The 24,082-nt window shown below is 64.2% G+C and carries 24 protein-coding genes; 15 read left to right on the forward strand and 9 right to left on the reverse strand.

All coding sequences use genetic code 11. The annotated features are described in order from the left end of the window. The first annotated feature begins 198 nt into the window (after positions 1-198). The 12 genes from argS to tatC all read left to right on the forward strand — a co-directional run bounded on the left by argS (position 199) and on the right by tatC (position 10,301). The gene (argS, locus tag FZZ93_RS09955; RefSeq protein ID WP_149322174.1) at positions 199-1,884 is read left to right on the forward strand and encodes an arginine--tRNA ligase; all 1,686 of its coding nucleotides are present in this window, start codon (positions 199-201) and stop codon (positions 1,882-1,884) included. A gap of 3 nt (positions 1,885-1,887) precedes the next feature. Next, on the forward strand, positions 1,888-2,628 hold the full coding sequence (locus tag FZZ93_RS09960; protein ID WP_149322175.1) for an SPOR domain-containing protein: 741 nt from the start codon (positions 1,888-1,890) through the stop codon (positions 2,626-2,628). Between the two features lie 294 nt (positions 2,629-2,922). Further along, complete coding sequence (hslV, locus tag FZZ93_RS09965; protein ID WP_013333524.1) at positions 2,923-3,441, forward strand: ATP-dependent protease subunit HslV; 519 nt, start codon at positions 2,923-2,925, stop codon at positions 3,439-3,441. Between the two features lie 2 nt (positions 3,442-3,443). Continuing rightward, positions 3,444-4,766, forward strand: a complete 1,323-nt coding sequence (gene hslU / locus FZZ93_RS09970) for an ATP-dependent protease ATPase subunit HslU (protein WP_149322176.1) — start codon at positions 3,444-3,446, stop codon at positions 4,764-4,766. A 139-nt stretch (positions 4,767-4,905) separates the two neighbouring features. Continuing rightward, positions 4,906-5,292: a gamma-butyrobetaine hydroxylase family protein gene (locus FZZ93_RS09975; protein WP_149322177.1), complete on the forward strand. Its 387-nt coding sequence runs from the start codon at positions 4,906-4,908 to the stop codon at positions 5,290-5,292. Positions 5,293-5,425: 133 nt separating this feature from the next. Further along, positions 5,426-6,178: a bifunctional demethylmenaquinone methyltransferase/2-methoxy-6-polyprenyl-1,4-benzoquinol methylase UbiE gene (gene ubiE, locus FZZ93_RS09980; RefSeq protein ID WP_149322178.1), complete on the forward strand. Its 753-nt coding sequence runs from the start codon at positions 5,426-5,428 to the stop codon at positions 6,176-6,178. A 7-nt stretch (positions 6,179-6,185) separates the two neighbouring features. After that, positions 6,186-6,821 (forward strand): ubiquinone biosynthesis accessory factor UbiJ, encoded by a 636-nt coding sequence (locus tag FZZ93_RS09985; protein ID WP_149322179.1) that lies wholly within the window; start codon positions 6,186-6,188, stop codon positions 6,819-6,821. Then, on the forward strand, positions 6,818-8,440 hold the full coding sequence (ubiB, locus tag FZZ93_RS09990; protein WP_149322180.1) for a ubiquinone biosynthesis regulatory protein kinase UbiB: 1,623 nt from the start codon (positions 6,818-6,820) through the stop codon (positions 8,438-8,440). The genes FZZ93_RS09985 and ubiB overlap by 4 nt, the downstream gene beginning before the upstream one ends. Before the next feature lie 25 nt (positions 8,441-8,465). Then, a complete protein-coding gene (locus tag FZZ93_RS09995) occupies positions 8,466-8,795 on the forward strand; it encodes a phosphoribosyl-ATP diphosphatase (RefSeq protein WP_149322181.1) in 330 nt (109 codons plus the stop codon). Positions 8,796-8,880: 85 nt separating this feature from the next. Beyond that, positions 8,881-9,141 (forward strand): Sec-independent protein translocase subunit TatA, encoded by a 261-nt coding sequence (gene tatA / locus FZZ93_RS10000; RefSeq protein ID WP_149322182.1) that lies wholly within the window; start codon positions 8,881-8,883, stop codon positions 9,139-9,141. 6 nt (positions 9,142-9,147) lie between these two features. Next, positions 9,148-9,558, forward strand: coding sequence for a Sec-independent protein translocase protein TatB (gene tatB, locus FZZ93_RS10005; protein WP_149322183.1), 411 nt, complete (start codon positions 9,148-9,150; stop codon positions 9,556-9,558). Further along, positions 9,555-10,301, forward strand: a complete 747-nt coding sequence (tatC, locus tag FZZ93_RS10010; RefSeq protein ID WP_149322184.1) for a twin-arginine translocase subunit TatC — start codon at positions 9,555-9,557, stop codon at positions 10,299-10,301. The genes tatB and tatC overlap by 4 nt, the downstream gene beginning before the upstream one ends. Before the next feature lie 143 nt (positions 10,302-10,444). Here the strand turns inward: tatC and elbB are convergent, their stop codons facing one another. Further along, positions 10,445-11,107 (reverse strand): isoprenoid biosynthesis glyoxalase ElbB, encoded by a 663-nt coding sequence (gene elbB / locus FZZ93_RS10015; protein ID WP_149322185.1) that lies wholly within the window; start codon positions 11,105-11,107, stop codon positions 10,445-10,447. 219 nt (positions 11,108-11,326) lie between these two features. Between elbB and hemB the strand changes: the two genes are divergently transcribed. Then, entirely contained in the window at positions 11,327-12,340 is a 1,014-nt protein-coding gene (hemB, locus tag FZZ93_RS10020) for a porphobilinogen synthase (RefSeq protein ID WP_407650236.1), read from the forward strand. Between the two features lie 49 nt (positions 12,341-12,389). Next, the gene (ppk1, locus tag FZZ93_RS10025; protein ID WP_149322187.1) at positions 12,390-14,582 is read left to right on the forward strand and encodes a polyphosphate kinase 1; all 2,193 of its coding nucleotides are present in this window, start codon (positions 12,390-12,392) and stop codon (positions 14,580-14,582) included. 135 nt (positions 14,583-14,717) lie between these two features. Here ppk1 and FZZ93_RS10030 read toward each other — a convergent pair whose 3' ends face one another. From FZZ93_RS10030 to rho, 7 genes are all read right to left on the reverse strand, one after another. Continuing rightward, on the reverse strand, positions 14,718-15,782 hold the full coding sequence (locus tag FZZ93_RS10030) for a 3-deoxy-7-phosphoheptulonate synthase (protein ID WP_149322188.1): 1,065 nt from the start codon (positions 15,780-15,782) through the stop codon (positions 14,718-14,720). A 5-nt stretch (positions 15,783-15,787) separates the two neighbouring features. Further along, positions 15,788-15,955 (reverse strand): hypothetical protein, encoded by a 168-nt coding sequence (locus FZZ93_RS18340; RefSeq protein WP_187774505.1) that lies wholly within the window; start codon positions 15,953-15,955, stop codon positions 15,788-15,790. 133 nt (positions 15,956-16,088) lie between these two features. Next, the gene (locus tag FZZ93_RS18620) at positions 16,089-16,223 is read right to left on the reverse strand and encodes a hypothetical protein (protein WP_281290369.1); all 135 of its coding nucleotides are present in this window, start codon (positions 16,221-16,223) and stop codon (positions 16,089-16,091) included. Positions 16,224-16,330: 107 nt separating this feature from the next. Beyond that, positions 16,331-17,044 (reverse strand): dihydromonapterin reductase, encoded by a 714-nt coding sequence (gene folM / locus FZZ93_RS10035; RefSeq protein ID WP_149322189.1) that lies wholly within the window; start codon positions 17,042-17,044, stop codon positions 16,331-16,333. Beyond that, complete coding sequence (locus FZZ93_RS10040; protein ID WP_149322190.1) at positions 17,041-17,820, reverse strand: NAD(P)H-flavin reductase; 780 nt, start codon at positions 17,818-17,820, stop codon at positions 17,041-17,043. Before FZZ93_RS10040 ends, folM begins: the two co-directional genes overlap by 4 nt. Further along, positions 17,817-19,310, reverse strand: a complete 1,494-nt coding sequence (ubiD, locus tag FZZ93_RS10045; RefSeq protein ID WP_149322191.1) for a 4-hydroxy-3-polyprenylbenzoate decarboxylase — start codon at positions 19,308-19,310, stop codon at positions 17,817-17,819. Before ubiD ends, FZZ93_RS10040 begins: the two co-directional genes overlap by 4 nt. Before the next feature lie 151 nt (positions 19,311-19,461). Then, complete coding sequence (rho, locus tag FZZ93_RS10050; RefSeq protein WP_149322192.1) at positions 19,462-20,721, reverse strand: transcription termination factor Rho; 1,260 nt, start codon at positions 20,719-20,721, stop codon at positions 19,462-19,464. A 489-nt stretch (positions 20,722-21,210) separates the two neighbouring features. On the opposite strand from rho, the gene ppx reads away from it, so the two are divergent. Continuing rightward, positions 21,211-22,695 (forward strand): exopolyphosphatase, encoded by a 1,485-nt coding sequence (gene ppx / locus FZZ93_RS10055; RefSeq protein ID WP_149322223.1) that lies wholly within the window; start codon positions 21,211-21,213, stop codon positions 22,693-22,695. A gap of 2 nt (positions 22,696-22,697) precedes the next feature. Here the strand turns inward: ppx and tilS are convergent, their stop codons facing one another. Next, entirely contained in the window at positions 22,698-23,978 is a 1,281-nt protein-coding gene (gene tilS / locus FZZ93_RS10060; protein ID WP_149322193.1) for a tRNA lysidine(34) synthetase TilS, read from the reverse strand. Positions 23,979-24,082 lie beyond the last annotated feature (104 nt).

Consider the following 24,082-nt stretch of genomic DNA (forward strand, 5'->3'; position numbering starts at 1 on the left):
CGCATCTCGCATCTCGCATCTCGAAGCTCGAAGCTCGAAGCCGGGTTAGGGTTTAAAGCCGCGGCACAATTGTCGATAATACGTGCCCAATTGCCCATTGACGGGCGAGCGCCAGGGAGACACTGCTCAATGCCCATGCGGGCGATGGGTTCGGTGCCTCCCCACGAGCCCGCGCCACAGGACATCGAAGACTTTCCCATGAAAGACACCATCATCTCGCTTCTGGAGCGCGCCCTGGAAGACCTCCAGCGCCAGGCGGTACTGCCCTCCGAGATCGCCCCGACCATCAAGGTCGATCCCGCCAAGGACAAGGCCCACGGCGACTACGCCACCAACCTGGCGTTGATGCTGGCCAAACCAGCCGGCCTGAAACCGCGCGAACTGGCCGACAAACTGGTAGCGGCGCTGCCCGCCAGCGAAGCCGTCAGCAAGGTCGAGATCGCCGGCCCCGGCTTCATCAACTTCTTCGCCGCCACCGATGCCGCCGCCCAGGTGGTACGCGAGGTGCTCGACAGCGGTGATGCCTTCGGGCGCAGTCTGGTGGGCCAGGGGCAGAAAGTTCAGGTGGAATTCGTCTCCGCCAACCCTACCGGGCCGCTGCACGTCGGCCATGGTCGCGGTGCCGCCATCGGCGACTGCCTGTGCCGTCTGCTGGAAGCCACGGGCTTCGACGTCACCCGCGAGTTCTACTACAACGACGCCGGCGCCCAGATCAGCAATCTGGCCCTGTCGGTGCAGGCCAGGGCCAAGGGCGTGACGCCCGAGGACGATGCCTGGCCCGCCGACGGCTACCGGGGCGATTACATCACCGACGTGGCCAATGCCTACCTAGCCGGCGAGAGCGTCCATGCCGACGACCGCCATGTCACCGCCAAGGCCGATCCGGACGACCTGGACGCCATCCGCGACTTCGCCGTGGCCTATCTGCGCCGCGAGCAGGACCTGGACCTGCGCGCCTTCGGCGTGGCCTTCGATGTCTACTTCCTCGAGTCATCGCTGTACCGCGACGGCAAGGTCGCGGGCACCGCCGAGCGCCTGGCTGAGCAGGGTCACACCTACGAACAGGACGGCGCCACCTGGCTGCGCACCACCGACTTCGGTGATGACAAGGACCGGGTGATGCGCAAACGCGACGGCGACTATACCTATTTCCTGCCCGACGTCGCCTATCACCTGGACAAGTGGCAGCGCGGCTTCACCACGGTGATCAACGAACAGGGCGCCGACCACCATTCCACGGTGACCCGGGTCCGTGCCGGCCTGCAGGCGTTGGGCGTCGGCATCCCCGAAGGCTGGCCCGACTATGTGCTGCACCAGATGGTGCTGGTCACCCGCTCCGGCGTCGAGGTAAAGCTCTCCAAGCGTGCCGGCAGCTACGTCACCCTGCGCGACCTGATCGACGAGGTGGGGCGCGACGCCACGCGCTTCTTCCTGGCCGCGCGCCGTGCCGACTCCCAGTTGACCTTCGATATCGACCTGGCGCGCTCCCAGTCCAACGACAACCCCGTCTATTACGTCCAGTACGCCCATGCCCGGGTCTGCAGCATGCTGCGCAAGGCCCAGGCCGATGAGCGCCCCTTCGACCACGCACTGGCCATGGGCAACCTGTCCCTGCTCGATACCGAACAGGAAAAGGCCCTGCTCAACCGGCTGGCGCGCTACCCCGAGGTCGTCGAGCGCGCCGCCTTCGCCCGGGAACCGCAGCAGATCGCCCAGTACCTGCAGGACCTCGCCGCCGAGTTCCATACCTGCTACAACGCGGTGAAGGTCATGGTCGAGGATGACGCTCAACGCAACGCCCGCCTGGCGCTGGGCCTGGCGGCTCGCCAGGTGCTGCGCAACGGTCTCGACCTGCTGGGCGTCGGTGCCCCTGAGGAGATGTAGGCCATGGCGACCAACAAGAAGGCACCTCCCCGCAAGCGTGGCGCCACCAGCCAGCGCCGTTCCTCCAAGAGCAAGGCACCAAGCCGCGGCGTACCGGGATGGCTATGGGGGCTGGCCGGCCTGGTGGCCGGCTTTCTGATCTCCCAGCACCAACATGGCACCGCTCCCTGGCAGGACGAGCCGGACACGCCCCGGGCCAAGGTGGCATCGTCGTCTTCCGACGCCACGGCGCAGGACGAGACATCCGCCAAACCGGAGGCAAAGCCGGACGAGTCGCCCATGCCGACCTTCGAGTTCTATACCCTGCTGCCGGAATCCGAAGTGGTCGCGCCGGGTGGCCAGATGCCCGACTCGACGGTCTCGCGCCCGGAGCGGGCGAGCTCGACGTCGCAGGACGACGAGTCGTCCGACGAAGCTCCAGTGGACGACCCCATCGCCCAGGTCATCGCCGCCAATACCACCCAATCCACGGCGGCACCGGCCGAAGAGCCGGAGGTCGATGACGACGGCCGCTACGTGTTGCAGGCCGCGTCCTTCCGCTCGACCGCCGATGCCAAGCAACTCGCCAATCGCCTCAAGGACTTCGGCCTGCTGGCCAATATCACCGAGGTCAAGACCGGTGATGGCGCCACCTGGCATCGCGTCCAGGCCGGTCCCTATACCGACCGCAACGAGCTCTCGCGTGCCCAGGATCTGATGGTCACCCAGGGCATCGAGCCCCTGCTCATCCAACTGCAGAACTGAGTGGCGGCGGCCTGCGCCGCCATGCCCCTCATGGGCGGTTGAATTTCCCCCTCCCCGCCCACACCTACTCGAACAACGCATTCTCACGGCGCCAGCCAGCTGGCGCCCAAAGGGAATCGCTGCACGACTCGGCGAGCGGAGTGAAGCGCAAGGCGCACGGAGCTGGAACCAAAGCATGGACAAGTGCCATGTGAGGATTTCGCGCACCGCGCAACGCAGCGATTCATCCGCGCCGACCTTCGTGGAGCCTTTCCAAAGTCATCGGGAGCCTCGCTCCCCCAAGGAGTCCCCTCCATGACCACGATCGTTTCCGTGCGTCGCGGCGACCAGGTGGCCCTGGCCGGCGATGGTCAGGTATCACTGGGCAATACCGTGATGAAAGGCAACGCCAGCAAGGTGCGTCGCCTCTACCGCGGTCAGGTACTCGCCGGTTTCGCCGGCGGCACCGCCGATGCCTTCACCCTGTTCGAGCGCTTCGAAGCCCAGCTCGAGAAGTACCAGGGCAACCTGGTCAAGTCTGCCGTGGAACTGGCCAAGGACTGGCGAACCGACCGCGCCCTGCGTCGCCTTGAAGCGCTGCTGGCGGTGGCCGACAAGCACGCCTCGCTGATCATCACCGGCAACGGCGATGTGGTCGAGCCGGAGCGTGGCATCATTGCCATCGGCTCGGGCGGCAACTACGCCCTGGCCTCGGCTCGCGCCCTGCTCGAAAACACCGAGCTGTCGGCCCGTGAGATCACCGAGAAATCGCTGGAGATCGCCGGCGACATCTGCGTGTTCACCAACCACCACGTCACGTTGGAAGAGCTCTGATCATGACTCAGATGACCCCCCGCGAAATCGTCCACGCCCTGGACCAGTACATCATCGGCCAGCAGGACGCCAAGCGTGCCGTGGCCAGCGCCCTGCGCAATCGCTGGCGGCGCATGCAGCTCGACGAAGAACTCCGTCAGGAAGTCACGCCCAAGAACATCCTGATGATCGGTCCTACCGGTGTGGGCAAGACCGAGATCGCCCGCCGTCTGGCCAAGCTCTCCGGCGCCCCCTTCATCAAGATCGAGGCAACCAAGTTCACCGAGGTGGGCTATGTGGGCCGCGATGTGGAATCGATCATTCGCGATCTCACCGAAGCCGCCATCAAGCTGGTCCGCGAACAGGCCAAGGACGAGGTGCGCCATCGCGCCGAGGATGCCGCCGAGGATCGCATTCTCGACGCTCTGCTGCCGCCGCCACGCGGCCAGGAAGACCAGCCACGCACCGACAACGTCACCCGTCAGACCTTCCGCAAGAAGCTCCGTGAAGGCCAGCTCGACGACAAGGAGATCGATATCCAAGTTACGCCCCAGAGCCAGGGCGTCGATATCATGACCCCGCCGGGCATGGAAGAAATGACCAGCCAGCTGCAGAGCCTGTTCTCCAACATGGGCAAGCAGAAGACCGAAACCCGCCGGGTGGCGGTCAAGGACGCCTTCGCCCTGCTGCGCGACGAGGAAGCCGCCAAGCTGGTCAATGAGGACGACATCAAGCAGCGCGCCATCGAAGCCGTCGAACAGCACGGCATCGTCTTCCTCGACGAGCTCGACAAAGTGGCCAAGGGCAGCGGCCAGTCCAGCGGTGGCGAGGTCTCCCGCGAGGGCGTGCAGCGCGACCTGCTGCCGCTGATCGAAGGCTCCAGCGTGTCTACCAAGCATGGCATGGTGAAGACCGACCACATCCTGTTCATCGCCTCCGGCGCCTTCCACCTGTCGCGCCCGTCGGACCTGATCCCCGAACTCCAGGGCCGCCTGCCGATCCGCGTCGAGCTCAACGCCCTGACGCCAGACGACTTCAAGCGCATCCTCACCGAACCCTCCGCGGCCCTGACCCGTCAGTACGCGGCTCTGCTCGCTACCGAAGACCTCAAGGTAGAGTTTACTGACGACGGCATCGAACGCATCGCCGAGATCGCCTGGAAGGTCAACGAAGGCACCGAAAACATCGGCGCCCGCCGCCTGCACACGGTGATGGAACGGCTGCTCGAAGACGCCTCTTTCAAGGGCTCCGACCTCGGTGAGACACTGACCATCGACGCCGCCTACGTCGACTCCCAGCTCGGCGAGCTGGCGATGGACGAAGACCTGTCGCGGTATATTCTCTAAGACGCGGCTGCGCCGCTGTAAGAAGGACGAACGGCGCTTCGCGCCTGGAAGAAGGAAGAAGGCCCTTGATCGACGCAGGGGCGGCAGCATAACGCCTTCCTTCTTCCATCTTCTCTCTTGCGTCTCACCAGAGGTGCCCATGTCCGCTCCGATCCCCATTCAGGTTCACTACCACAAGCAGGCCCGCGAGCTGGAGCTGATCTATGAAGATGACGTCAGTTTCCGGCTGTCGGTGGAATACTTGCGCGTCTTCTCGCCATCCGCCGAGGTACGTGGCCATGGCGGCCCCGAGTCCGCCACCCTGCAGGTCGGCAAGAAGGACGTCGGGCTGGCCAATATCTCGCGAGTCGGCCGCTACGCGATCAAGCTGCACTTCGACGATGGCCACGACAGCGGGCTATACAGCTGGGATTACCTGCATGATCTCATCCAGCACCGCGAGACCAACTGGGCTGACTACCTGAAGCGCCTGGAAGAGGCCGGTGCTTCGCGGGAGCCGTTGGGCATCGAGATCAAACAATTATAGGGGAGACAATTTCCCTGCGAGGCAAGTGACGTCCGCGTCAAGACAAGGACGGTCACGGGGCGCTACAATGTCGCCCCATCGAGCGAGGCCTGGCCTCGCCTCCTTCAGTGCAGCTGATTCGGGAGCCCCTCGCATGACCAGCGACAAGCACACCACGCATTTCGGCTATCAGGAAGTCCCGGTCACGGAGAAGGCCTCCCGCGTGGCGGACGTCTTTCACTCGGTGGCCTCCCGCTACGATGTGATGAACGACCTGATGTCCTTCGGCATTCACCGGGTCTGGAAGCGCCTGACCATCGAACGCGCCGGCGTGCGGCCCGGCCACAGCGTGCTCGACATCGCCGGCGGCACGGGCGATCTGACCTTCAAGTTCTCGCGTCTGGTCGGCCCGCGCGGCCGCGTGGTACTGGCCGACATCAACGAATCCATGCTGCGGGTCGGCCGCGACAAGCTGCTCGACCGGGGCGTGGGCGGCAATGTCGAGTACGTACAGGCCAACGCCGAGACCCTGCCTTTCCCCGACAACAGCTTCGACTGCATCACCATTGCCTTCGGCCTGCGCAACGTCACCGACCAGAACGCCGCCCTGCGCTCCATGACGCGAGTGCTCAAGCCCGGTGGCCGCCTGCTGGTCCTGGAGTTCTCCAAACCGCGCAGCGCCCTGCTCAACCGTGCCTACGACGAATATTCTTTCCGCCTGCTGCCCCGCATGGGCGAATGCGTCGCCGGCGACGCCGACAGCTACCGCTATCTGGCCGAGTCGATTCGCATGCACCCCGATCAGGAGACTCTCAAGGGAATGATGGAAACCGCCGGTCTGGAGCGCGTCGAGTACACCAATCTCACCGGCGGCATCGTCGCCCTGCATCGCGGCATCAAACTGTGAGGCCGAGATGACATCGACCCTGCTGCTGGCCGGCCTCGAACGTACCCTCAATGCCCTGCTCGCCCGCGATCCCGCCGCGCCGTCACGGCTGGCGCGCCTGGCCGGGAAACACATCCTGCTGCGCCTGGAGCAACCGCCCCTGGCACTCAGCGCCCACTTCCACCCCGAGGGCATCGATCTGCTGCGCCCCGATGACCTCGATGAGGGGGCCTTCGACGTCACCGTCGAGCTCGACGCTGAAACGCTCGGCGAACTGCTGGGCGGCGCCTCCATCGAGCGCCTGATGTTCCAGGGCAAGCTGTCCGTCAGGGGGCGCGTCCACCTGCTGGAAGAAGTCCGCGACCTGTTGCTGGACCTGGATCTGGACTGGGAAGGCGAACTGGCGCGCTGGCTTGGCGACGTGCCCGCCCATAGCCTGGCCGAAGGCATGCGCAATGTCGGTCGCTGGGGCCTGCGCACCCAGCGCGAACTGCGCGCCGACGTGGCCGAATATGTCTTCGAAGAGGCCCGGCTACTACCGGGGCAGCATCAGTTCGAGGTGATGCGCGACCACCTCACCGAACTCGAGCTCGCCACCGACCGCCTGGAAGCGCGTCTCGAGCGGTTACGCCGCCGACTGACCGCCCCGGAGGCCTCGGCATGACCCCGCGCCTGCTGCGCATCATCTGGGTCATCAGCCGCTACCGGCTGGATACCCTGTTGCCGTTGGCACGCATGCCCTGGTGGCTGCGCATGCTCTTCTTGCTGTCGCCGCTACGCCTGATTCCCATCGGTTCACGCTGCCGCGGCGAGCGCCTGCGCCTGGCTCTGGAGACCCTCGGCCCGATCTTTGTCAAGTTCGGCCAGATGCTGTCGACGCGCCGCGACCTGCTGCCACCGGATATCGCCGACGAACTCAAGCGCCTCCAGGACCAGGTGCCGCCCTTCCCCGGCGAGCAAGCCAGCGCACTGGTGGAGCAGGAACTTGGCATGTCGCTCGACGACGCCTTCGCCCGCTTCGCCGTGGCGCCGCTGGCCTCGGCCTCCATCGCCCAGGTTCACGCCGCCACCCTGCACAGCGGCGAGGACGTGGTGGTCAAGATCATCCGCCCCGGCATCGAACGGGTCATGCGCCAGGACATGGCGCTGCTGTACCGGCTCGCCGGTATCCTGGCGCGGGTTCCCGAGGCACGCCGCCTGCGACCGGTGGAGGTGGTACGCGACTACGAATCGACGCTGTTCGATGAACTCGATCTGACCAAGGAAGCCGCCAATACCTCCCAGCTCAAGCGCAACTTCCAGAACTCGCCGCTACTGTACGTGCCGGCGACCCACTGGGACCTGACCCGCCATCGGGTCATGGTCCAGGAGCGCATCCACGGTGTGCCGGTGGCCGATACCGCCGCGCTCGAGGCCCAGGGCACCGATCTCAAGAAACTCGCCGAACGGGGCGTGGAGATCTTCTTCACCCAGGTCTTCCGCGACAACTTCTTCCACGCCGACATGCACCCGGGCAACATCTTCGTGGCGCGCGAGACGCCCTGGGACCCGCAGTATATCGCCATCGACTGCGGCATCGTCGGCAGCCTGACCCGCGAAGACCAGGACTACCTGGCACGCAACCTGCTGGCCTTCTTCCATCAGGACTACTACGAAGTCGCTGCCCTGCACATCGAGTCCGGCTGGGTCGGCGAGGATACCCGGGCCAACGAGTTCGCCGCCGCGGTGCGTACCGTCTGTGAGCCGATCCTCGAGAAGCCGCTGAAGGACATCTCCTTCGGCCAGGTACTGCTGGGTCTGTTCCAGACCGCGCGGCGCTTCAACATGGAGGTCCAGCCGCAACTGGTGCTGTTGCAGAAAACCCTGCTCAACATCGAGGGCCTGGGGCGCCAGCTCTATCCAGACCTGGACCTGTGGGCCACCGCCAAGCCCTTCCTGGAGCAATGGATGCGCGAACGCGCCGGCGCCCGCGGCCTCTGGGAATCGCTCAAGCGCCAGGCCCCGGAACTCTCCCGCCAGCTACCGGAACTCCCCGTACTGGCCCACCAGGCGCTTTCCCGGGCCGAACACGGCCATCAGCATCAACGTCGTCAGTCCGAGGCGGTGGACGACATCCGACGCCGCCTCGACCTGCAGAGTCGCCGCCAGCGGCGATTGCGCCTGGGCGTCTTGCTGGTGGTGGCGGCCCTGGCCTGGCAGCCGTTGGCCGAATGGGCCGGCGGACAACCCTGGCCGGTGCTCGGCGCCGCCCTGCTGGGCGCTCTGTTATTGGTCTGGAACTGACAACCCTGTAACGGAATCTTAAACAATGAGCGATATTCTCGAACGCCTTCACGACGTGCTCGAAGAGCGCCGCCACGCGGCCCCGGAAGATTCCTACGTGGCTGCCTTGCATCACAAGGGCTTGAACAAGATACTCGAGAAAGTCGGCGAGGAAGCCACCGAGACCCTGCTGGCGGCCAAGGACGCCGAGGACGGAGGAGACGAGCAGCGTCAAGCGCTGGTCGCCGAGACCGCCGACCTGTGGTTTCATAGCCTGGTGATGCTGTCGCATCTGGATCTCGACCATCGCCAGGTGCTCGACGAATTGGCCCGCCGCTTCGGCGTGTCAGGACACGACGAGAAGGCCGCGCGATAACGCCATCGACCCCGACTCGTGTCGGCATCGTTTCGATTCGCACTTTCGCTTCGGCAAGTCCGAAGCCAAAACTGAGGAAGTCTCCATGTTAGGTGGTATCAGTATCTGGCAACTGCTGATCGTGCTCGGCATCATCATCCTGATCTTCGGCACCAAGAAGCTGCGCAACGTGGGCGGTGACCTGGGCGGTGCCGTGAAGGGTTTCAAGAAAGCCATGGACGAGGGTGAAAAAGACGACGCCAAGGGCCAGGACGATCCTCAGGCGCGGGTCAGCCATGACGACGAGGGCACGACCTACGACGTCAAGGCCGAGCGAAAGGCAGAGGAACAGGACGAGCGCAAGTAAGCCGCCATGTTCGACATCGGCTTTCTCGAACTCCTGCTCCTCGGTATCGTCGGCCTGCTGGTACTGGGGCCCGAGCGACTGCCAAAGGCGGTCCGCACTGTCGGCCTATGGATCGGTCGCATCAAGCGCTCCGTGTCCGATATACAGCGGGAAATCACCACCCAGCTCGAGGCAGAGGAACTGCGTCGCAAGCTCGACGAGCAGCAGAAGAAGCTCGACGAAGGGGTCGATCGCGTCAAGCGCGGTGTGGAAGGTATCGCCGAGCACGATACCCGCACCTCCGATGACACCGCCCCGGCCCAGCGCAAGCCCTCGCCTGAAGCGACTACCGAGCCACCCACCGAACCTGCCGACACCGAACGACGCCTCGGCGAGTCCGCCTCTCAAGATGCTGACAAGGACGCCACCCCCCGATGAGCCAACAGGAGCAAAAGCAAGCCCCGCTGATCGAGCACCTGGTTGAGCTACGTTCGCGGCTGATGCGTGCCGTGGTGGTCATCCTGGTGATCTTCCTGGGGCTCTATGCCTTCGCCAACGATATCTACACCTTCGTTGCCGACCCGCTGATGGCACTGCTGCCGGAAGGCTCGCAGATGATCGCCACCGAGGTGGCCTCGCCCTTCCTGGCACCCTTCAAGCTGACCCTGATGGTGGCCTTCCTGATCGCGGTCCCCTTCGTGCTGCACCAGGCCTGGGCCTTCATCGCCCCGGGCCTGTACGACAACGAAAAGCATCTGGCGCTGCCCTTGCTGGCCTCCAGCATCGTGCTCTTCTACGCCGGGATCGCCTTTGCCTACTATGTGGTCTTTCCGCTGCTGTTCCAGTTCTTCACCCAGGCCGGGCCAGCAAAAGTCGCGGTGATGACCGACATCCAGCAATACCTCAACTTTGTTCTCAAGCTGTTCTTCGCCTTCGGCGTGGCCTTCGAGATCCCCGTCGCCACCTTCCTGCTGATCCTCTCCGGCGCCACCACGGTGGAGAGCCTGTCTCGCAAGCGGCCCTACATCATTCTCGGCTGCTTCGTCATCGGCATGCTGCTGACCCCGCCCGACGTCGTCTCCCAGAGCCTGCTGGCGGTACCGATGTACCTGCTCTACGAAGTGGGGCTACTCTTCGGCCGACTGGTCAAGCGGAAACGCGACGCGGAAAGCGAGGAATAAGAGGGAAGAGGGAAGAGGGAAGAGGGAAGAGGGAAGACAGGATCCCCTCCCCCGCGGTATCAAGCGTTTTCTTTGCTAAGGCGCCGAGCGCCGTTCTTCCTTCTTTAGCGGCGTAGCCGCGTTCTTCCCGAGCCGCTCCGCGGCTACAGGTCCATCAATTCGTCGATACGGTCGACCAGCTTGAAAATGCCGGTGGCGGCTTCGCCGATGCGGGTCGCCAGCATGTAGGCCGGCGTGGTGACGACGCGATTCTCGAAATCCACGACGATATCTTCGACACCGCAGCTGCGATGCAGCCCGCCCATGGCACTGATGGCACCGGCCACGCCCGGATCATGGCCGATGGTCACGGCGATACCCGGCCCGAGCAGTCGCGGCACCATCACCGGGGCAATGCACATCAGACCGATCGGTTTGCGATCCTCGTAGAAGCCCGCCAATGCTTCCTGCAGGCCAGTCTGGACGACCATGTCGGCACCGTCCTCGGCGAAAGTGGAGAGATTCTTGGCCGCACCGAAACCGCCCGGCAGGATCACGGCATCGAACTCATCGGCCTCGAGCTCTTCGAGGGCCGCGACATCTCCGCGGGCAAGACGCGCCGATTCGACGAGCACATTGCGACGCTCCTCGTCCCGGGCCTCTCCACTGCGATGATCGATCACGTCGTGCTGATCGATGTCCGGGGCGAAGCAACGATAGCCGATGCCAAGTTGATCCAGGCGCAACAGCGTCAGGGTGGCTTCGTAGATCTCCGAACCGTCCTGCACCCCGCACCCCGACAGAATCACCGCCACCTGCTTGCTCATGCTCGTCTCCTTGAACGCGTGTTCCCACCGGTTTACCGGACGGGGGTCAGTCAATGTGAGCCCTTCACTGTAGAGAGTCGTCACGGGTGCGACAAGACGCATCTTTCGACATCGAGACGCGCTGATATACTCGAGGTATTGTCATCATAATGTCATCTTGAGCTTCCAGACTTTGCCTGGCGGCCAAGGTCACCAGCCGGAGAAGTAACCTTGAGTCTCATGACCTCACGCCAGTTTCCCGATACGCGCATGCGCCGCATGCGCCGTGACGAATTCTCGCGCCGCATGATGCGCGAGAATTCCCTGACGCCGGCCGACCTGATCTGGCCGGTGTTCGTGCTCGACGGCGAAGGCCAGCGCGAGGCGGTACCCTCCATGCCCGGCGTGGAGCGGCTATCCCTGGACCTGCTCATCGAGGAGGCTCGGGAAGCCCGCGACCTGGGCATTCCGGTACTGGCGCTCTTTCCGGTAGTGGAGCCATCATTGAAGAGTGAACTGGCCGAAGAGTCCTACAGCGCCAGTGGGCTGATCCAGCGCAGCATTCGCGAGCTCAAGCGGGCCGTCCCGGAGCTGGGTATCATGACCGACGTGGCCCTGGATCCTTACACCCGTCACGGGCAGGACGGTATTCTCGACGCCGACGGCTACGTGCTCAACGACCGTACCGTGGAGACCCTGCTCAAGCAGGCCCTGTCCCACGCCGAGGCAGGCGTCGACATCATAGCCCCTTCCGACATGATGGATGGGCGTATCGGCACCATTCGTCGGGTGCTGGAAAAAGAGCAACTGCACAATACGCGAATCATGGCCTACAGCGCCAAGTACGCCTCGAGCTACTACGGCCCCTTCCGCGACGCCGTGGGTTCGGCCGGCAATCTGGGGCGCGCCGACAAGGCCACTTACCAGATGGATCCCGCCAACGGCGACGAGGCCCTCCACGAAGTGGCACTCGACCTCGCCGAAGGTGCCGACATGGTGATGGTCAAGCCCGGCATGCCTTATCTGGACGTGGTCCGCCGCGTGAAGGATGAATTCCGTGTGCCCACCTTCGCCTATCAGGTCAGCGGCGAATATGCCATGCACATGGCTGCCTTCGACAACGGCTGGCTGGATACCGACAAGGTCATGCTGGAGTCACTGATGTGCTTCAAGCGTGCCGGTGCCGACGGCATCCTGACATATTTCGCCAAGCGAGCGGCTCGCCTGCTCGCCGGCGGTTCCAACGAAACCTGAGCGCCGGATGGGAGCCCCGCCGGCCGATGGATGAAAGCAGGGAACTCCCATGGAAGAATCACACGGCCCCAACGCCAAGACCGACCTGGAGATCACCACGAGCGGCGAGGCACCGGCTCCTCGACTCAACCAGACCCGAACCGGCATCAAGCCCAAGGCGATGCCGGACCCGGAGACCGACCTCACCGACCCAGGCCTGTACTTCAACCGCGAGCTGTCGCACCTGCAGTTCAACGTTCGAGTCCTCGAGCAAGCGCTGGACGAGGCGCATCCGCTACTCAATCGGTTGATGTTCCTGCTGATTTTCTCGTCCAACCTGGACGAGTTCTTCGAGATTCGCGTGGCGGGTCTCAAGAACCAGATAATGCTGGGCGACGAGACGACCGGTGCCGATGGTCGCTCACCTCGCTCGGTGCTGAGCGAAATCTCCCAGATCGCCCATGAGCAGGTCGAGCGCCAGTACCGGATCCTCAACGATCACTTGATCCCCGAGCTGGAACGACAAAGGCTGCGGTTTCGTCGCCGTGGCGACTGGAGCGAGGCACAGAGCGACTGGGTACGACAGTATTTCGAGGCCGAGATCATGCCGGTTGTCAGCCCCATCGGACTGGACCCATCGCATCCATTCCCGCGGCTGGTCAACAAGAGCCTGAACTTCATCGTCGAGTTGGAGGGCAAGGACGCCTTTGGGCGCGAAGGCGGCATGGCCATCCTGCCGGCACCGCGCTCCCTGCCCCGGGTGATCGCCCTCCCCAACGAGCTGTGCGAGGAAGGTTTTACCGAATACGTCTTCTTGTCGTCAATGATCCACGCCCATGCCGAAGAAGTCTTCCCGGGCATGTCGGTGCGCGGTTGCTACCAGTTCCGCTTGACCCGCAACGCCGACCTCTCGGTGGATCCGGAAGACGTTTCCGATCTGGCCTCGGCACTGCGCGGCGAGCTGCTTTCACGTCGCTACGGCAGCGGTGTGCGGCTCGAGGTAGCCGACAACTGCCCCGACGAACTCGTCGACTTTTTGCTCAAGCAGTTCGAGCTGGGCGAGGCAGACCTCTACCGGGTCAACGGCCCGGTGAACCTGACCCGCATGATGTCAGTGCTCGGCGATGTGGATCGTCCCGAACTGCTCTACCGCACCTTCATTCCCGGGCAACCCAAGGTACTCAGCAAGCGCGACAGTGTGCTGCACGCCATGGCCGAGGGCGATATCCTGCTCCACCACCCCTTCCAGTCCTTCGCCCCCGTGGAGGAGTTGCTGCGTGAAGCCGCCCGAGACCCGGACGTGCTGGCCATCAAGCAGACTCTCTACCGCACGGGCGCCGACTCGCCGATCGTCAACGCCCTGGTGGAGGCCGCCGGCAATGGCAAGGAAGTGACCGTAGTGATCGAACTGCGGGCGCGCTTCGATGAGGCCGACAACCTGGCCCTCGCCTCGCGCCTGCAGGAGGCCGGCGCCATCGTCATCTACGGCGTGATGGCCTACAAGACCCACGCCAAGATGATGCACATCGTACGTCGCGAGCGAGGCGAACTGCGCCACTACGCCCACCTCGGCACCGGTAATTACCACTCCAAGACCGCCAAGCTGTATACCGACTACAGCCTGCTTACCGCTAACCCGGTGTTGTGCGCCGATGTCCACAAGGTCTTCCAACAGCTCTCCGGCATGGGCCGGGCACGCAAGATCGAAAAACTGCTGCACGCGCCCTTCACCCTGCACGAGCGCCTGGTGGAGATGATCGACCGCGAAGCCGCGCACGCCCGCAAGGGCAAGCGTGCCCACCTGATCATCAAGTGCAATTCACTCACCGAGCCCAAGCTGATCCAGGCTCTCTACCGCGCCTCCCAGGCCGGCGTGGAATGCGACCTGATCATCCGCGGCATGTGCTGCCTGCGCCCCGGTTTGCCAGGCATCTCGGAATCCATCCGCGTGCGTTCGATCATCGGCCGCTTCCTGGAACACACCCGGGTGTTCCACTTCCACAACGACGGCAGGCCGGAAACCTGGGGCTCCAGCGCCGACTTCATGGCACGCAACATGTTCCACCGCGTGGAGACCTGCTTCCCGCTGCTCGACAAGAAATTGGCGGCCCGGGTCCGCAAGGACCTTGAGACCTACCTGGTGGACAACTGCCAGAGCTGGCTGCTGCAGGGCGACGGCACCTACGTCAAACAGACACCCGGCGACGCCGCCCCGATCAGCGCCCAGGAAACCCTGCTCTACGCCTACGCGGCACGCGCTTAAGACGGAAGAGAGAAGAGAAGAAGAGAGAAGACAAGCTCGCCCCAAGGGTTGGGGCACCAAAGGGCTTTCTTCTCTCTTGAAGGCACGCAGTGCCGTTCTTCGTTCTTCTAGCGGCGTCGCCGCGCTTTTCCTCCTTCAGCGCAACTTCTCGGCTGCTGTCATCAACAGGTGCTCGGTTGTTTCCCAGCCGATGCAGGCGTCGGTCACCGAAACACCATAGCGCAGATGACCGGGTTCGAGCGGCTGTTTGCCCTCGTGAAGGTGGCTCTCGAGCATCAGGCCGATCAGCGCATCATCACCCGCCAGTCGTTGGCCCAGCACGTCGAGCATCACTTCGCTCTGGCGGCGGTGGTCCTTGCGCGCATTGGCGTGGCTGCAGTCCACCATCAGGCGCGGCGGGAGCCCCGCATCCGCCAAGGCCCGGCGGCTGGCCGCCACCTGGGGCGCCCGATAGTTGGGTTCACCGTGTCCGCCGCGCAGCACCACATGGGTATGGGAGTTGCCGGGCGTCTCCCGCACCACCGGGCGTCCGTCCGGCGCCATGGCGAAATGCTGATGGGGATGTCGTGCAGCGTGCATGGCGTCCAGGGCAACTCCGAGATTGCCATTGGTGGCATTCTTGAAGCCCACTACGGCCTCAAGGCCACTGGCCAGTTCGCGATGCAGCTGGGACTCCGTGGTTCGTGCCCCGATGGCGACCCAGGACAGCAAATCGTCCAGGTAGGCGGCCAGCATCGGCTGTAGCAGCTCGGTGGCCACCGGTAGTCCCAGCTCAGCGATGTCACGCATCAACCGGCGCGACAGCGAAAGTCCCCGGGCCATGTCGCCGCCGCCGTTCAGATCGGGATCATAGGCCAGCCCCTTCCAGCCCACGGTGGTGCGGGGCTTCTCCACATAAACCCGCATCACCGGCAGGATGCGGTCTTCGATGTGCGGCGTCAGTTCGGCCAGGCGACGAGCATAGTCGAGAGCGGCGTCGGGATCGTGGATCGAGCAGGGGCCGACGACTACCAGCAGACGATCATCGCGACCGGCAAGGATATCGCGTATGGCCTGGCGCTGTTGGTGAATACGACCGGCAAGCGGGGCAGCCAGCGAAACATCGCGACGCAGCGCTTCTGGAGTAGGCAGGATAGTAGTGTCGTCGTCTCGGGCGGCCAGGGCCGCATGTTGGGAAAGCGAGGAAACGGGGGCATTCATGGGCTTCAACTCCGTGAGCGTGAACATCGATTGGCGGTTACCGCGCCACCGGCAAGCTCACGGTCGGAGGTGGCATCCAGGCCCGACCGCGCAACGCTAAATCGCCAGCCATAGCCGTAATAGTCCCGTCCCAGGATACGGCGGTCGGCGTAAAAGCGATGGTTGACGGTCATGGTCGTTCTCCTCGATGAAAGCATGGGGACAAAACGCGAAACCCCCGAGCGGGGTTGCCGTCCGGGGGTTTCGTTGATGGAGGCAACCCTTGATGGGGCGTGCCTCGCGGTCGTGTCCTTCGCTGAAGTGGCGTCAGGACACGGCCGCCGGCACGCCGTCGCTAAACCAATAGCGGTAGCCGGGCCAACGACTCTCGAAGCGCTGCTCACAGCCACACGCCGCCTGCGGGGCGGGAAGTGGCTGTTGGGGGCAACGGTTCGTGTGCATGGTCGTCTCCTGAAGTCTCCTCGACATCCTGCCGTGTCGCGGCGCCGATGACAAGTGTTCGATGTCGAAGCGCCGAAATTGGCAAACACCCTCTCAATACAGATGCCTCAGCGCAGGTGCCGGCCGCCATCCACCGGCAGCGTCGTTCCTGTCACATAACGATTGTCGAGCAGGTAACGCAGGCTTTCGTAGATCACCCCGGGGCCGGGTATCGTAGCCAGCGCCGACTTGGCCCTGGCCTTCTCGGCGTAGGCCTCGTCGTCGTTCTCACCGAGCATGATCATGGCCGGTGCGATGGTGTTGACCTGGATGGCGGGTGCGTAACGGGCGGCGAAGGACAACGTCAGATTCTCCAGGCCCGCCTTGGAGGCCGCATAGGCAATATGCTTGCGCGAGCCTCGGCTCGCCACGTAGTCGGTCATGTGCACGATGTCACGCAATGGCTCGCCACAAGCCTCAAGCAACTCACGCGCCTCGAGGTTGATCATGTAGGGCGCCAGCATGTGCACCCGGAACAGGTGCTCGAAGTTGTCAGCGGCCTCGTCACCCTCGGCGTCGGGCAGCCAGTCGCTGGCATTGTGGACGATGGCCCGCAGCGACGGAGTGGTTTCCCGCAACCGCGCAATGAAATCGCGAATGCCCGCCTGGTCACCGAAATCGGCTTGCAGGGTGACGATGCCGCGTGCCCGCAACCCCTCCAACGCCGGGCGTTCGCGACGATAGCTGATGATCACCGGGTGTCCGTCGTCACACAATCGCTCGGCACAATGCCGACCAAGACGCTGCGCGCCCCCGGTGATCAGGATCGGCGATGCACTCATGCCTGCCTCTCCCTGACCAGGCTCCCCACGGTCGGCACCAACGGCTCACGGGGCGCATAGGCGAAGACATCGGAGAACACCCGCGACGGCACCAGTCCAAGCGAGGCCAGGACATCGACACAGGCATAGACCATGCCCGGCGAACCGGACAGATAGACATCATGGGCGGAGACATCGGAGAGCTGCTCGGCTAGCACCTCGTCCACGCGCCCATGATGGCCGCTCACCCGCTCGGCGTCGAAACCCTCCTCCACGCCGGCTTCGCTGACACCGTGGAAGTGGACATTGGGGTGCTGCTCGGCCCACTCGCGGGGCAAGCGTTCCAGATAGAGGTCGCGCCGCTCCTTGGCGGCCCACCATAGATCAATATGACGCTCGGGGTCATCGGCCAGGGCCGATTCCACAAGGGCCTTCATCTGCGCGAAGCCAGTACCGGCGGCAACCAGCAGCAGCGGGCGCTGGCTGCCGGGATCGAGGATGCAATCGCCACCGGGCAGGCGTAGCGTCAATTGCTGAGCCTCCACCAGCAGTTCACGCAGCTTGGCGGAGTTGCTGCGCTCCGGCCAATGCTGGATATGCAGCTCGATGCGACCATCTCCGCCATGCGCATTGGCAATGGAGAAAGGCACCCACTCGCCGTCGCCGATGTTGAGTTCGAGATACTGCCCGGCCGCGTGGGCCACGGCCTCGGCGCGCCCTTCCAGATAAACGCGGAAGACGTCGGGTGTGAGGTCTTCGACCTCGATCACCCGGCAGATCAGGGTCCTGGCTGTCATGCATGCCTCTTGTCGGTGTCGGAAAGTTCGATGCCAAATTCTGCCCAGCGCTCGCTGACCCTGGTCTTCACGGTCTCGTCCATGACGATGGGCCTGCCCCACTCGCGCTCGGTCTCGCCTGGCCACTTGTTGGTGGCGTCCAACCCCATCTTGGAGCCGAGACCCGCGACCGGGGAGGCGAAATCCAGATAGTCGATCGGCGTATTCTCGACCATCACGGTGTCTCGGGCCGGATCCATGCGCGTGGTGATGGCCCAGATGACATCCTTCCAGTCCCGGGCGTTCACATCATCATCGAGCACCACCACGAACTTGGTGTACATGAACTGGCGCAGAAAGCTCCACACGCCCATCATCACCCGCTTGGCATGGCCCGGGTAGCGCTTCTTCATGGTCACCACCGCCATGCGGTAGGAACACCCCTCGGGCGGCAGATAGAAGTCGACGATCTCCGGAAACTGCTTGCGCAGGATGGGCACGAACACTTCATTGAGCGCCAGCCCAAGCACCGCCGGCTCGTCGGGGGGGCGTCCGGTATAGGTAGAGTGGTAGATCGCCCCCTTGCGCATGGTCATGCGCGTCACGGTAAAGACCGGAAACTCCTCTACCTCGTTGTAGTAGCCGGTATGGTCACCGTAGGGGCCTTCCGGCGCCGTGTCGCCGGGATGGATGACGCCCTCGAGGATGATCTCCGCCGAGGCGGGCACCTCAAGCTCGGAATGGCCGCACTTGACCAGCTCGGTGCGCGAACCACGCAACAGGCCGGCAAAGGCATACTCGGACAGGGTATCGGGCACCGGCGTCACGGCGCCGAGGATGGTCGCCGGGTCGGCGCCCAGCGCCACCGCTACCGGAAAAGGCTCGCCGGGATGCGCCTCGCACCACTCCTGATAGTCCAGCGCGCCGCCCCGGTGGGACAGCCAGCGCATGATCAGGCGGTTGCGCGAGAGCTTCTGCTGGCGATAGATACCCAGATTCTGGCGGGACTTGTGCGGCCCTCGGGTTACCACCAGGGGCCAGGTGATCAGCGGTGCGGCATCGCCTGGCCAGCAATGCTGGATGGGCAGACGATCGAGATCGACCTCGTCGCCTTCATAGACCAGCTCCTGCACCGGTGCCTTGCGTACCGTCTTGGGCCCCATGCGCATGACCTGCTTGAAGACCGGCAACTTGTCCAGCGCATCGCGAAAGCCCTTGGGCGGCTCGGGCTCCTTGAGGAAGGCCAGCAACTCGCCCACCTCGCCAAGCGCTGCCACCGACTCCTGCCCCATACCCATGGCCACTCGCTTCGGCGTGCCGAACAGGTTGCCGAGCAGCGGCATGTCGTGCCCCTTGACGTTCTCGAACAGCAGCGCCGGCCCGCCGGCCCGCAGGGTGCGGTCGCAGATCTCGGTGATCTCGAGATAGGGATCCACCTCGGCGGTCACGCGTTGCAGTTCGCCCTGCTGCTCCAGCGCCGCGATAAATTCGCGCAGGTCCTTGTACTTCATGCGGCCTTCCCGTTTCCTGAACGACAAAAAGCAAGAGGGGCAGCATATCATGCCGCCCCTCCTTACTTCGCCCGGCCTTGCCAGTTCCAGGCTAGCGCTGCTCGCCAGACAAGGCTTTCAACGCCGTATCGTCGAGCGCAGCAGGCCAGAATCAGCGCCGCTTCATGGCCTCGAAGAACTCCAGGTTAGTCTTCGTATCCTTCAAGCGATCGATCAGGAACTCGGTGGCCGCCACGTCTTCCATGGGATTGAGCAGCTTGCGCAGGATCCACATGCGCTGCATCTCCTCCTCGGAGGCGAGGAGATCCTCGCGGCGTGTCCCGGAACGACGGATGTTGAGCGCCGGATAGACACGCTTCTCGGCCAGCTTACGATCCAGGTGGGCTTCCATGTTACCGGTGCCCTTGAATTCCTCGAAGATCACCTCGTCCATCTTGGAGCCGGTATCGACCAGCGCCGTGGCGATGATGGTCAGGCTGCCGCCTTCCTCGATGTTGCGCGCCGCGCCGAAGAAGCGCTTGGGCTTCTCCAGGGCATGGGCATCGACACCACCGGTCAACACCTTGCCCGAGGACGGCACCACGGTGTTGTAAGCCCGGGCCAGGCGCGTGATGGAGTCGAGCAGGATCACGACATCCTTCTTGTGCTCGACCAGGCGCTTGGCCTTCTCGATAACCATCTCGGCGACCTGCACGTGACGCGCGGGCGGCTCGTCGAAGGTCGAGGCCACAACCTCGCCACGCACCGTACGCGACATTTCGGTCACTTCCTCCGGGCGCTCATCGATCAACAGCACGATCATGTGGCACTCGGGGTTGTTGCGGGTGATGGACGTGGCGATGTTCTGCAGCATCAGAGTCTTGCCCGCCTTGGGCGGCGACACCAGCAGACCACGCTGCCCCTTGCCGATGGGCGAGGTCAGGTCAATGATGCGCGCCGTCAGATCCTCGGTGGAGCCGTTGCCGATCTCCATGCGCAGCCGTTCCTGGGGGAACAGCGGCGTGAGGTTCTCGAAGAGGATCTTGTGCTTGGCGTTCTCCGGCTTGTCGAAGTTGATCTGGCTGACCTTCAACAACGCAAAGTAACGCTCCCCTTCCTTGGGCGGACGAATCTTGCCGGAAATGGAGTCGCCCTTGCGCAGATTGAAACGCCGAATCTGGGAAGGCGAGACGTAGATATCATCGGGGCCGGCCAGATAGGAACTGTCGGCACTACGCAGGAAGCCGAACCCGTCTTGCAGGATCTCCAGCACACCATCTCCGTAGATGGCCTCGCCACTCTTGGCGTGCTTCTTGAGAATGGCAAAAATGATGTCCTGCTTACGGGAGCGTGCCAGATTGTCGATGCCCATGTCGCGGGCAATTTCCAGGAGCTCCGGCACGGGCTTTTGCTTGAGTTCGGTAAGATTCATCGGTGTGTTCAGACGTTGCTCTTGAAAGCCGGGCGATATGCGCCGTGATGGACAGGAGGCGAGACGGAAACGCCATCTTGGATGCGTTCAGAGCCCGGACAGGCTGCTCTCGTTGCGTGAATCCTATGCCCATGAATGGACAACCACCGAATATGGGGATGTCTACCATGAACGTATATCGAGGGAGCAGGTTAGTTTCGCCTGAATCAGCGCTTCTGGGCCAAAGGCCAGAATCATGAGCTGATGTAGTGGGCTATCTGACGACTTGAAGTTTGACCGCGGCGCTGTCGCCGTTGAGCGGTCGGAAAGCATTCGGAACAGGCGAACGCCTCGATACTAGTCAACACCGCGACGAAACGCAAGCCCCTGCGCCTGGCGATTGACAAGCCCCCGGGGGACCCGCAACCTTTGGCCAGTCATCATGAAGGACCCGCCATGACAGCGCTCAAGGACAGCCCGGACACCGCTCCCGGAGATACAGCCATCGCCATGCCGGACGAGCCGCGACGTCTGGCCGCCATCGACCTCGGCTCCAACAGTTTTCACCTGTTGGTGGCCAACTACCAGCATGACCGGTTGCAGGTGGTTGCCCGCCAGGGAGAAAAGGTCCAGTTGGCCGATGGCATCGACGATGATGGCCGGCTCGACGAAGCCTCCATGACCCGTGCCCTCGATTGCCTGGCACGCTTCGCTCCCTTTCTTGAAGGCATCACGCCGCACAACCTGCGCGTGGTCGGCACCAACGCCCTGCGCAGCGCCGACAATAGTCAGGATTTCATCGAACGGGCCGAAGCCCTGCTGGATACCCGTATCGAGATCATCGCCGGTCGCGAGGAGGCGCGCCTCATCTATCTCGGTGCGGCACATGCCCTGGCCGAGGACGGGCGCCGCCTGATCATCGATATCGGAGGAGGATCCACCGAGTTCATCATCGGCGAGCATTTCGAGCCGCAGGCCCTGGAAAGCCTCAGCATGGGGTGCGTGACCTTCACCCAGCGCTTCTTCAACAACGGCGAACTCAGCGAGAAACGCATGCGTCGCGCCGAACTCGCCGCGCTTTCCGAACTCGCCAGCATCCGCCGCCCTTACCAGAAAGTCGGTTGGCGGGACCCGGTGGGCTCCAGCGGCACCATCAAGGCCGCCGCCAGCGTGATCGCCGCCACCGCCAAGTCGCCCGACGGCGTGATCACCCGACAGGGCCTGCTCGACCTGCGCAAGCGATTGATCAAAACCAAGCGCCTGGACAAGGTATCCCTGAGTGGACTCAAGCCCGACCGTGCTCGTGTCTTTCCCGCCGGGGTAGCGATTCTCGTCGCCATCTTCGAGGCCTTCGATCTGGAAGAAATGCGCTACGCCGATGGCGCCCTGCGCGAGGGCGTGCTCTACGACCTCGTCGGGCGCAACAGTCCGGAAGATCCACGCTTCAAGACCCTGGAGGCCCTGCGGCAGCGCTACGACGTCGACATTCGGCAGGCCGACAACGTCGCCACCACGGCGCTGGGACTACTGGAACAGGTACGCGATGCCTGGCAACTGAACGACGACCAGGCACACTTCCTGGAATGGGCGAGTTGGCTGCATGAGATCGGCCTGGCCATCTCGCATAGCCAGTTCCACCGCCATGGTGCCTACCTGCTGGAATATTCCGACCTCTCGGGATTTTCGCGTCCCGAGCAGCGCCTGCTGGCGTTTCTCGTTCGCGCCCACCGGCGCAAGTTCCCGGTCAAGGAGTGGCAGGCCTTGCCTGCGTCCGAGCAGGTCTCCCATGGGCGCCTGGCCCGCCTGCTGCGCCTGGCGGTACTGCTCAACCACTCGCGCCCCGAACAGCCGCCCGCCCTGCCCGAGCTGCGCGCCTCGGGCGAAGCGCTGGAACTCCACTGCGACGAGAGCGACGACCCCAACCTGCTGCTGGCCGATCTCGAGCAGGAAATTGCCTACCAGCAAGCCGCCGGCCTGGAACTGACGTTGCGCTGAATTCAGGGTGCTCGCCAGCCCTCGGCGAGCGCCAGCCACCCTTCCGGGCCTCCCAGCGCCACCACACTCTCGCCATGCCAGGCCACCCATGCCCGGTCACGCTGCCAGGGCGGCACGTCCAGTTCCTGCAGCAGACGCTTGAGATCGCGTCGGCCACGCCCCGACAATCGCAAGCGCTCGCCTCCGAGACGCGGCGCCAGCATCAGGCTCGCGGGCGAGCCGCCCTCGCGCACGAGATTCATGTGGAACTCCCCCAATGGCGTCACCAGCGGCGACCGACCATCCCACTCGGCCCGCCAGGCAAGCGGCAGCGGCACGGGCGGCGCCATCAGGTACAGCGCCTTGCGCCAGACCCGTGCCTCGGCGCCCTTCCAGACGATCCGAACCTCGGCATCGCGTCGCGCCTCGAGCTGATCGAGCAGACTGTCCAGCCGCCTGGCCGGTGGCAACGACAACCCCAAGCGGCTCGAGCAATGCCGAATCAGCAGGCGACGACGCGCCGTCGAAAGCATCATCAGGTGCTCGATGGCCAGGCGACCGGGATCGCCTCCCAGCCTTTCCAGATCCTCGGCAGCGAACTCGTCGAGCAGACCGTCGGCCTCGCCAGCCAGCTCAGCACTGCGCGCCAACGCTGCCCCGGCCTCGGGCCAGCGCTCCCGTAAAGCCGGCATGACACGATGACGCAAGAAGTTGCGATCCTGAATCATCTCGGCGTTACTCGGATCCTCGGCCCAGCCGAGCCCCCGGCGTGCCGCTTCGGCTTCCAGGGCCGCACGGGACACACCGAGCCAAGGGCGTACCAGCCGGAACCCGGCCTGCTGGCGTTCGATGGGCATGGCGGCTACCCCCCGCGGACCGGCGCCACGCAGCGCCGCCAGCAGGAAGGTCTCGGCCTGATCGTCGCGATGCTGGGCCAGCCACAGAGTATCGCCCGCCTCCAGGCAGCGCTGAAAGGCCGCATAGCGGGCGCGCCGCGCCGCGCCTTCCAGACCTTCTCCACCGGACACATCGACATCGACCCGCTCGACCCACAGCGGCGCCCCAAGGCGCTCGCAAAGCTCGTGGCAATGGCGCTCAAAATCGTCGGCGGCGGCCTGCAGGCCATGATGAACGTGCAAGGCACGCAGCGGCCGCGGATGGCGTCGACTCGCCTCCACCGCCAGCGTCAACAGAAGGGAAGAATCGAGCCCGCCGGACAGCGCCACCCAGACCGCACGCCCCGGCGGCGTCGCCGCCAGGGCCTCATCGAGCAAGGTTTGCAGGGAGGAGGACTCGAGACTCATGGGCAGGGATACCGCTCGGGCTCTCTGATGGAGACGTCATCGCTGTTCCAGCCAACACATTTCCCACATCCCTGAGGGCCACAAGGCAAAAACCGGCGAGAAAG

The organism is Halomonas eurihalina (assembly GCF_008274785.1).
GTDB lineage: Bacteria > Pseudomonadota > Gammaproteobacteria > Pseudomonadales > Halomonadaceae > Halomonas > Halomonas eurihalina.

What these genes read in the sequence shown, in the direction of transcription:
- argS (WP_149322174.1), top strand. Translation starts at nt 199, where the DNA reads ATGAAAGACACCATCATCTCGCTTCTGGAGCGCGCCCTGGAAGACCTC.
- FZZ93_RS09960 (WP_149322175.1), top strand. Translation starts at nt 1,888, where the DNA reads ATGGCGACCAACAAGAAGGCACCTCCCCGCAAGCGTGGCGCCACCAGC.
- hslV (WP_013333524.1), top strand. Translation starts at nt 2,923, where the DNA reads ATGACCACGATCGTTTCCGTGCGTCGCGGCGACCAGGTGGCCCTGGCC.
- hslU (WP_149322176.1), top strand. Translation starts at nt 3,444, where the DNA reads ATGACTCAGATGACCCCCCGCGAAATCGTCCACGCCCTGGACCAGTAC.
- FZZ93_RS09975 (WP_149322177.1), top strand. Translation starts at nt 4,906, where the DNA reads ATGTCCGCTCCGATCCCCATTCAGGTTCACTACCACAAGCAGGCCCGC.
- ubiE (WP_149322178.1), top strand. Translation starts at nt 5,426, where the DNA reads ATGACCAGCGACAAGCACACCACGCATTTCGGCTATCAGGAAGTCCCG.
- FZZ93_RS09985 (WP_149322179.1), top strand. Translation starts at nt 6,186, where the DNA reads ATGACATCGACCCTGCTGCTGGCCGGCCTCGAACGTACCCTCAATGCC.
- ubiB (WP_149322180.1), top strand. Translation starts at nt 6,818, where the DNA reads ATGACCCCGCGCCTGCTGCGCATCATCTGGGTCATCAGCCGCTACCGG.
- FZZ93_RS09995 (WP_149322181.1), top strand. Translation starts at nt 8,466, where the DNA reads ATGAGCGATATTCTCGAACGCCTTCACGACGTGCTCGAAGAGCGCCGC.
- tatA (WP_149322182.1), top strand. Translation starts at nt 8,881, where the DNA reads ATGTTAGGTGGTATCAGTATCTGGCAACTGCTGATCGTGCTCGGCATC.
- tatB (WP_149322183.1), top strand. Translation starts at nt 9,148, where the DNA reads ATGTTCGACATCGGCTTTCTCGAACTCCTGCTCCTCGGTATCGTCGGC.
- tatC (WP_149322184.1), top strand. Translation starts at nt 9,555, where the DNA reads ATGAGCCAACAGGAGCAAAAGCAAGCCCCGCTGATCGAGCACCTGGTT.
- elbB (WP_149322185.1), bottom strand. Translation starts at nt 11,107, where the DNA reads ATGAGCAAGCAGGTGGCGGTGATTCTGTCGGGGTGCGGGGTGCAGGAC.
- hemB (WP_407650236.1), top strand. Translation starts at nt 11,327, where the DNA reads ATGACCTCACGCCAGTTTCCCGATACGCGCATGCGCCGCATGCGCCGT.
- ppk1 (WP_149322187.1), top strand. Translation starts at nt 12,390, where the DNA reads ATGGAAGAATCACACGGCCCCAACGCCAAGACCGACCTGGAGATCACC.
- FZZ93_RS10030 (WP_149322188.1), bottom strand. Translation starts at nt 15,782, where the DNA reads ATGAATGCCCCCGTTTCCTCGCTTTCCCAACATGCGGCCCTGGCCGCC.
- FZZ93_RS18340 (WP_187774505.1), bottom strand. Translation starts at nt 15,955, where the DNA reads ATGACCGTCAACCATCGCTTTTACGCCGACCGCCGTATCCTGGGACGG.
- FZZ93_RS18620 (WP_281290369.1), bottom strand. Translation starts at nt 16,223, where the DNA reads ATGCACACGAACCGTTGCCCCCAACAGCCACTTCCCGCCCCGCAGGCG.
- folM (WP_149322189.1), bottom strand. Translation starts at nt 17,044, where the DNA reads ATGAGTGCATCGCCGATCCTGATCACCGGGGGCGCGCAGCGTCTTGGT.
- FZZ93_RS10040 (WP_149322190.1), bottom strand. Translation starts at nt 17,820, where the DNA reads ATGACAGCCAGGACCCTGATCTGCCGGGTGATCGAGGTCGAAGACCTC.
- ubiD (WP_149322191.1), bottom strand. Translation starts at nt 19,310, where the DNA reads ATGAAGTACAAGGACCTGCGCGAATTTATCGCGGCGCTGGAGCAGCAG.
- rho (WP_149322192.1), bottom strand. Translation starts at nt 20,721, where the DNA reads ATGAATCTTACCGAACTCAAGCAAAAGCCCGTGCCGGAGCTCCTGGAA.
- ppx (WP_149322223.1), top strand. Translation starts at nt 21,211, where the DNA reads ATGCCGGACGAGCCGCGACGTCTGGCCGCCATCGACCTCGGCTCCAAC.
- tilS (WP_149322193.1), bottom strand. Translation starts at nt 23,978, where the DNA reads ATGAGTCTCGAGTCCTCCTCCCTGCAAACCTTGCTCGATGAGGCCCTG.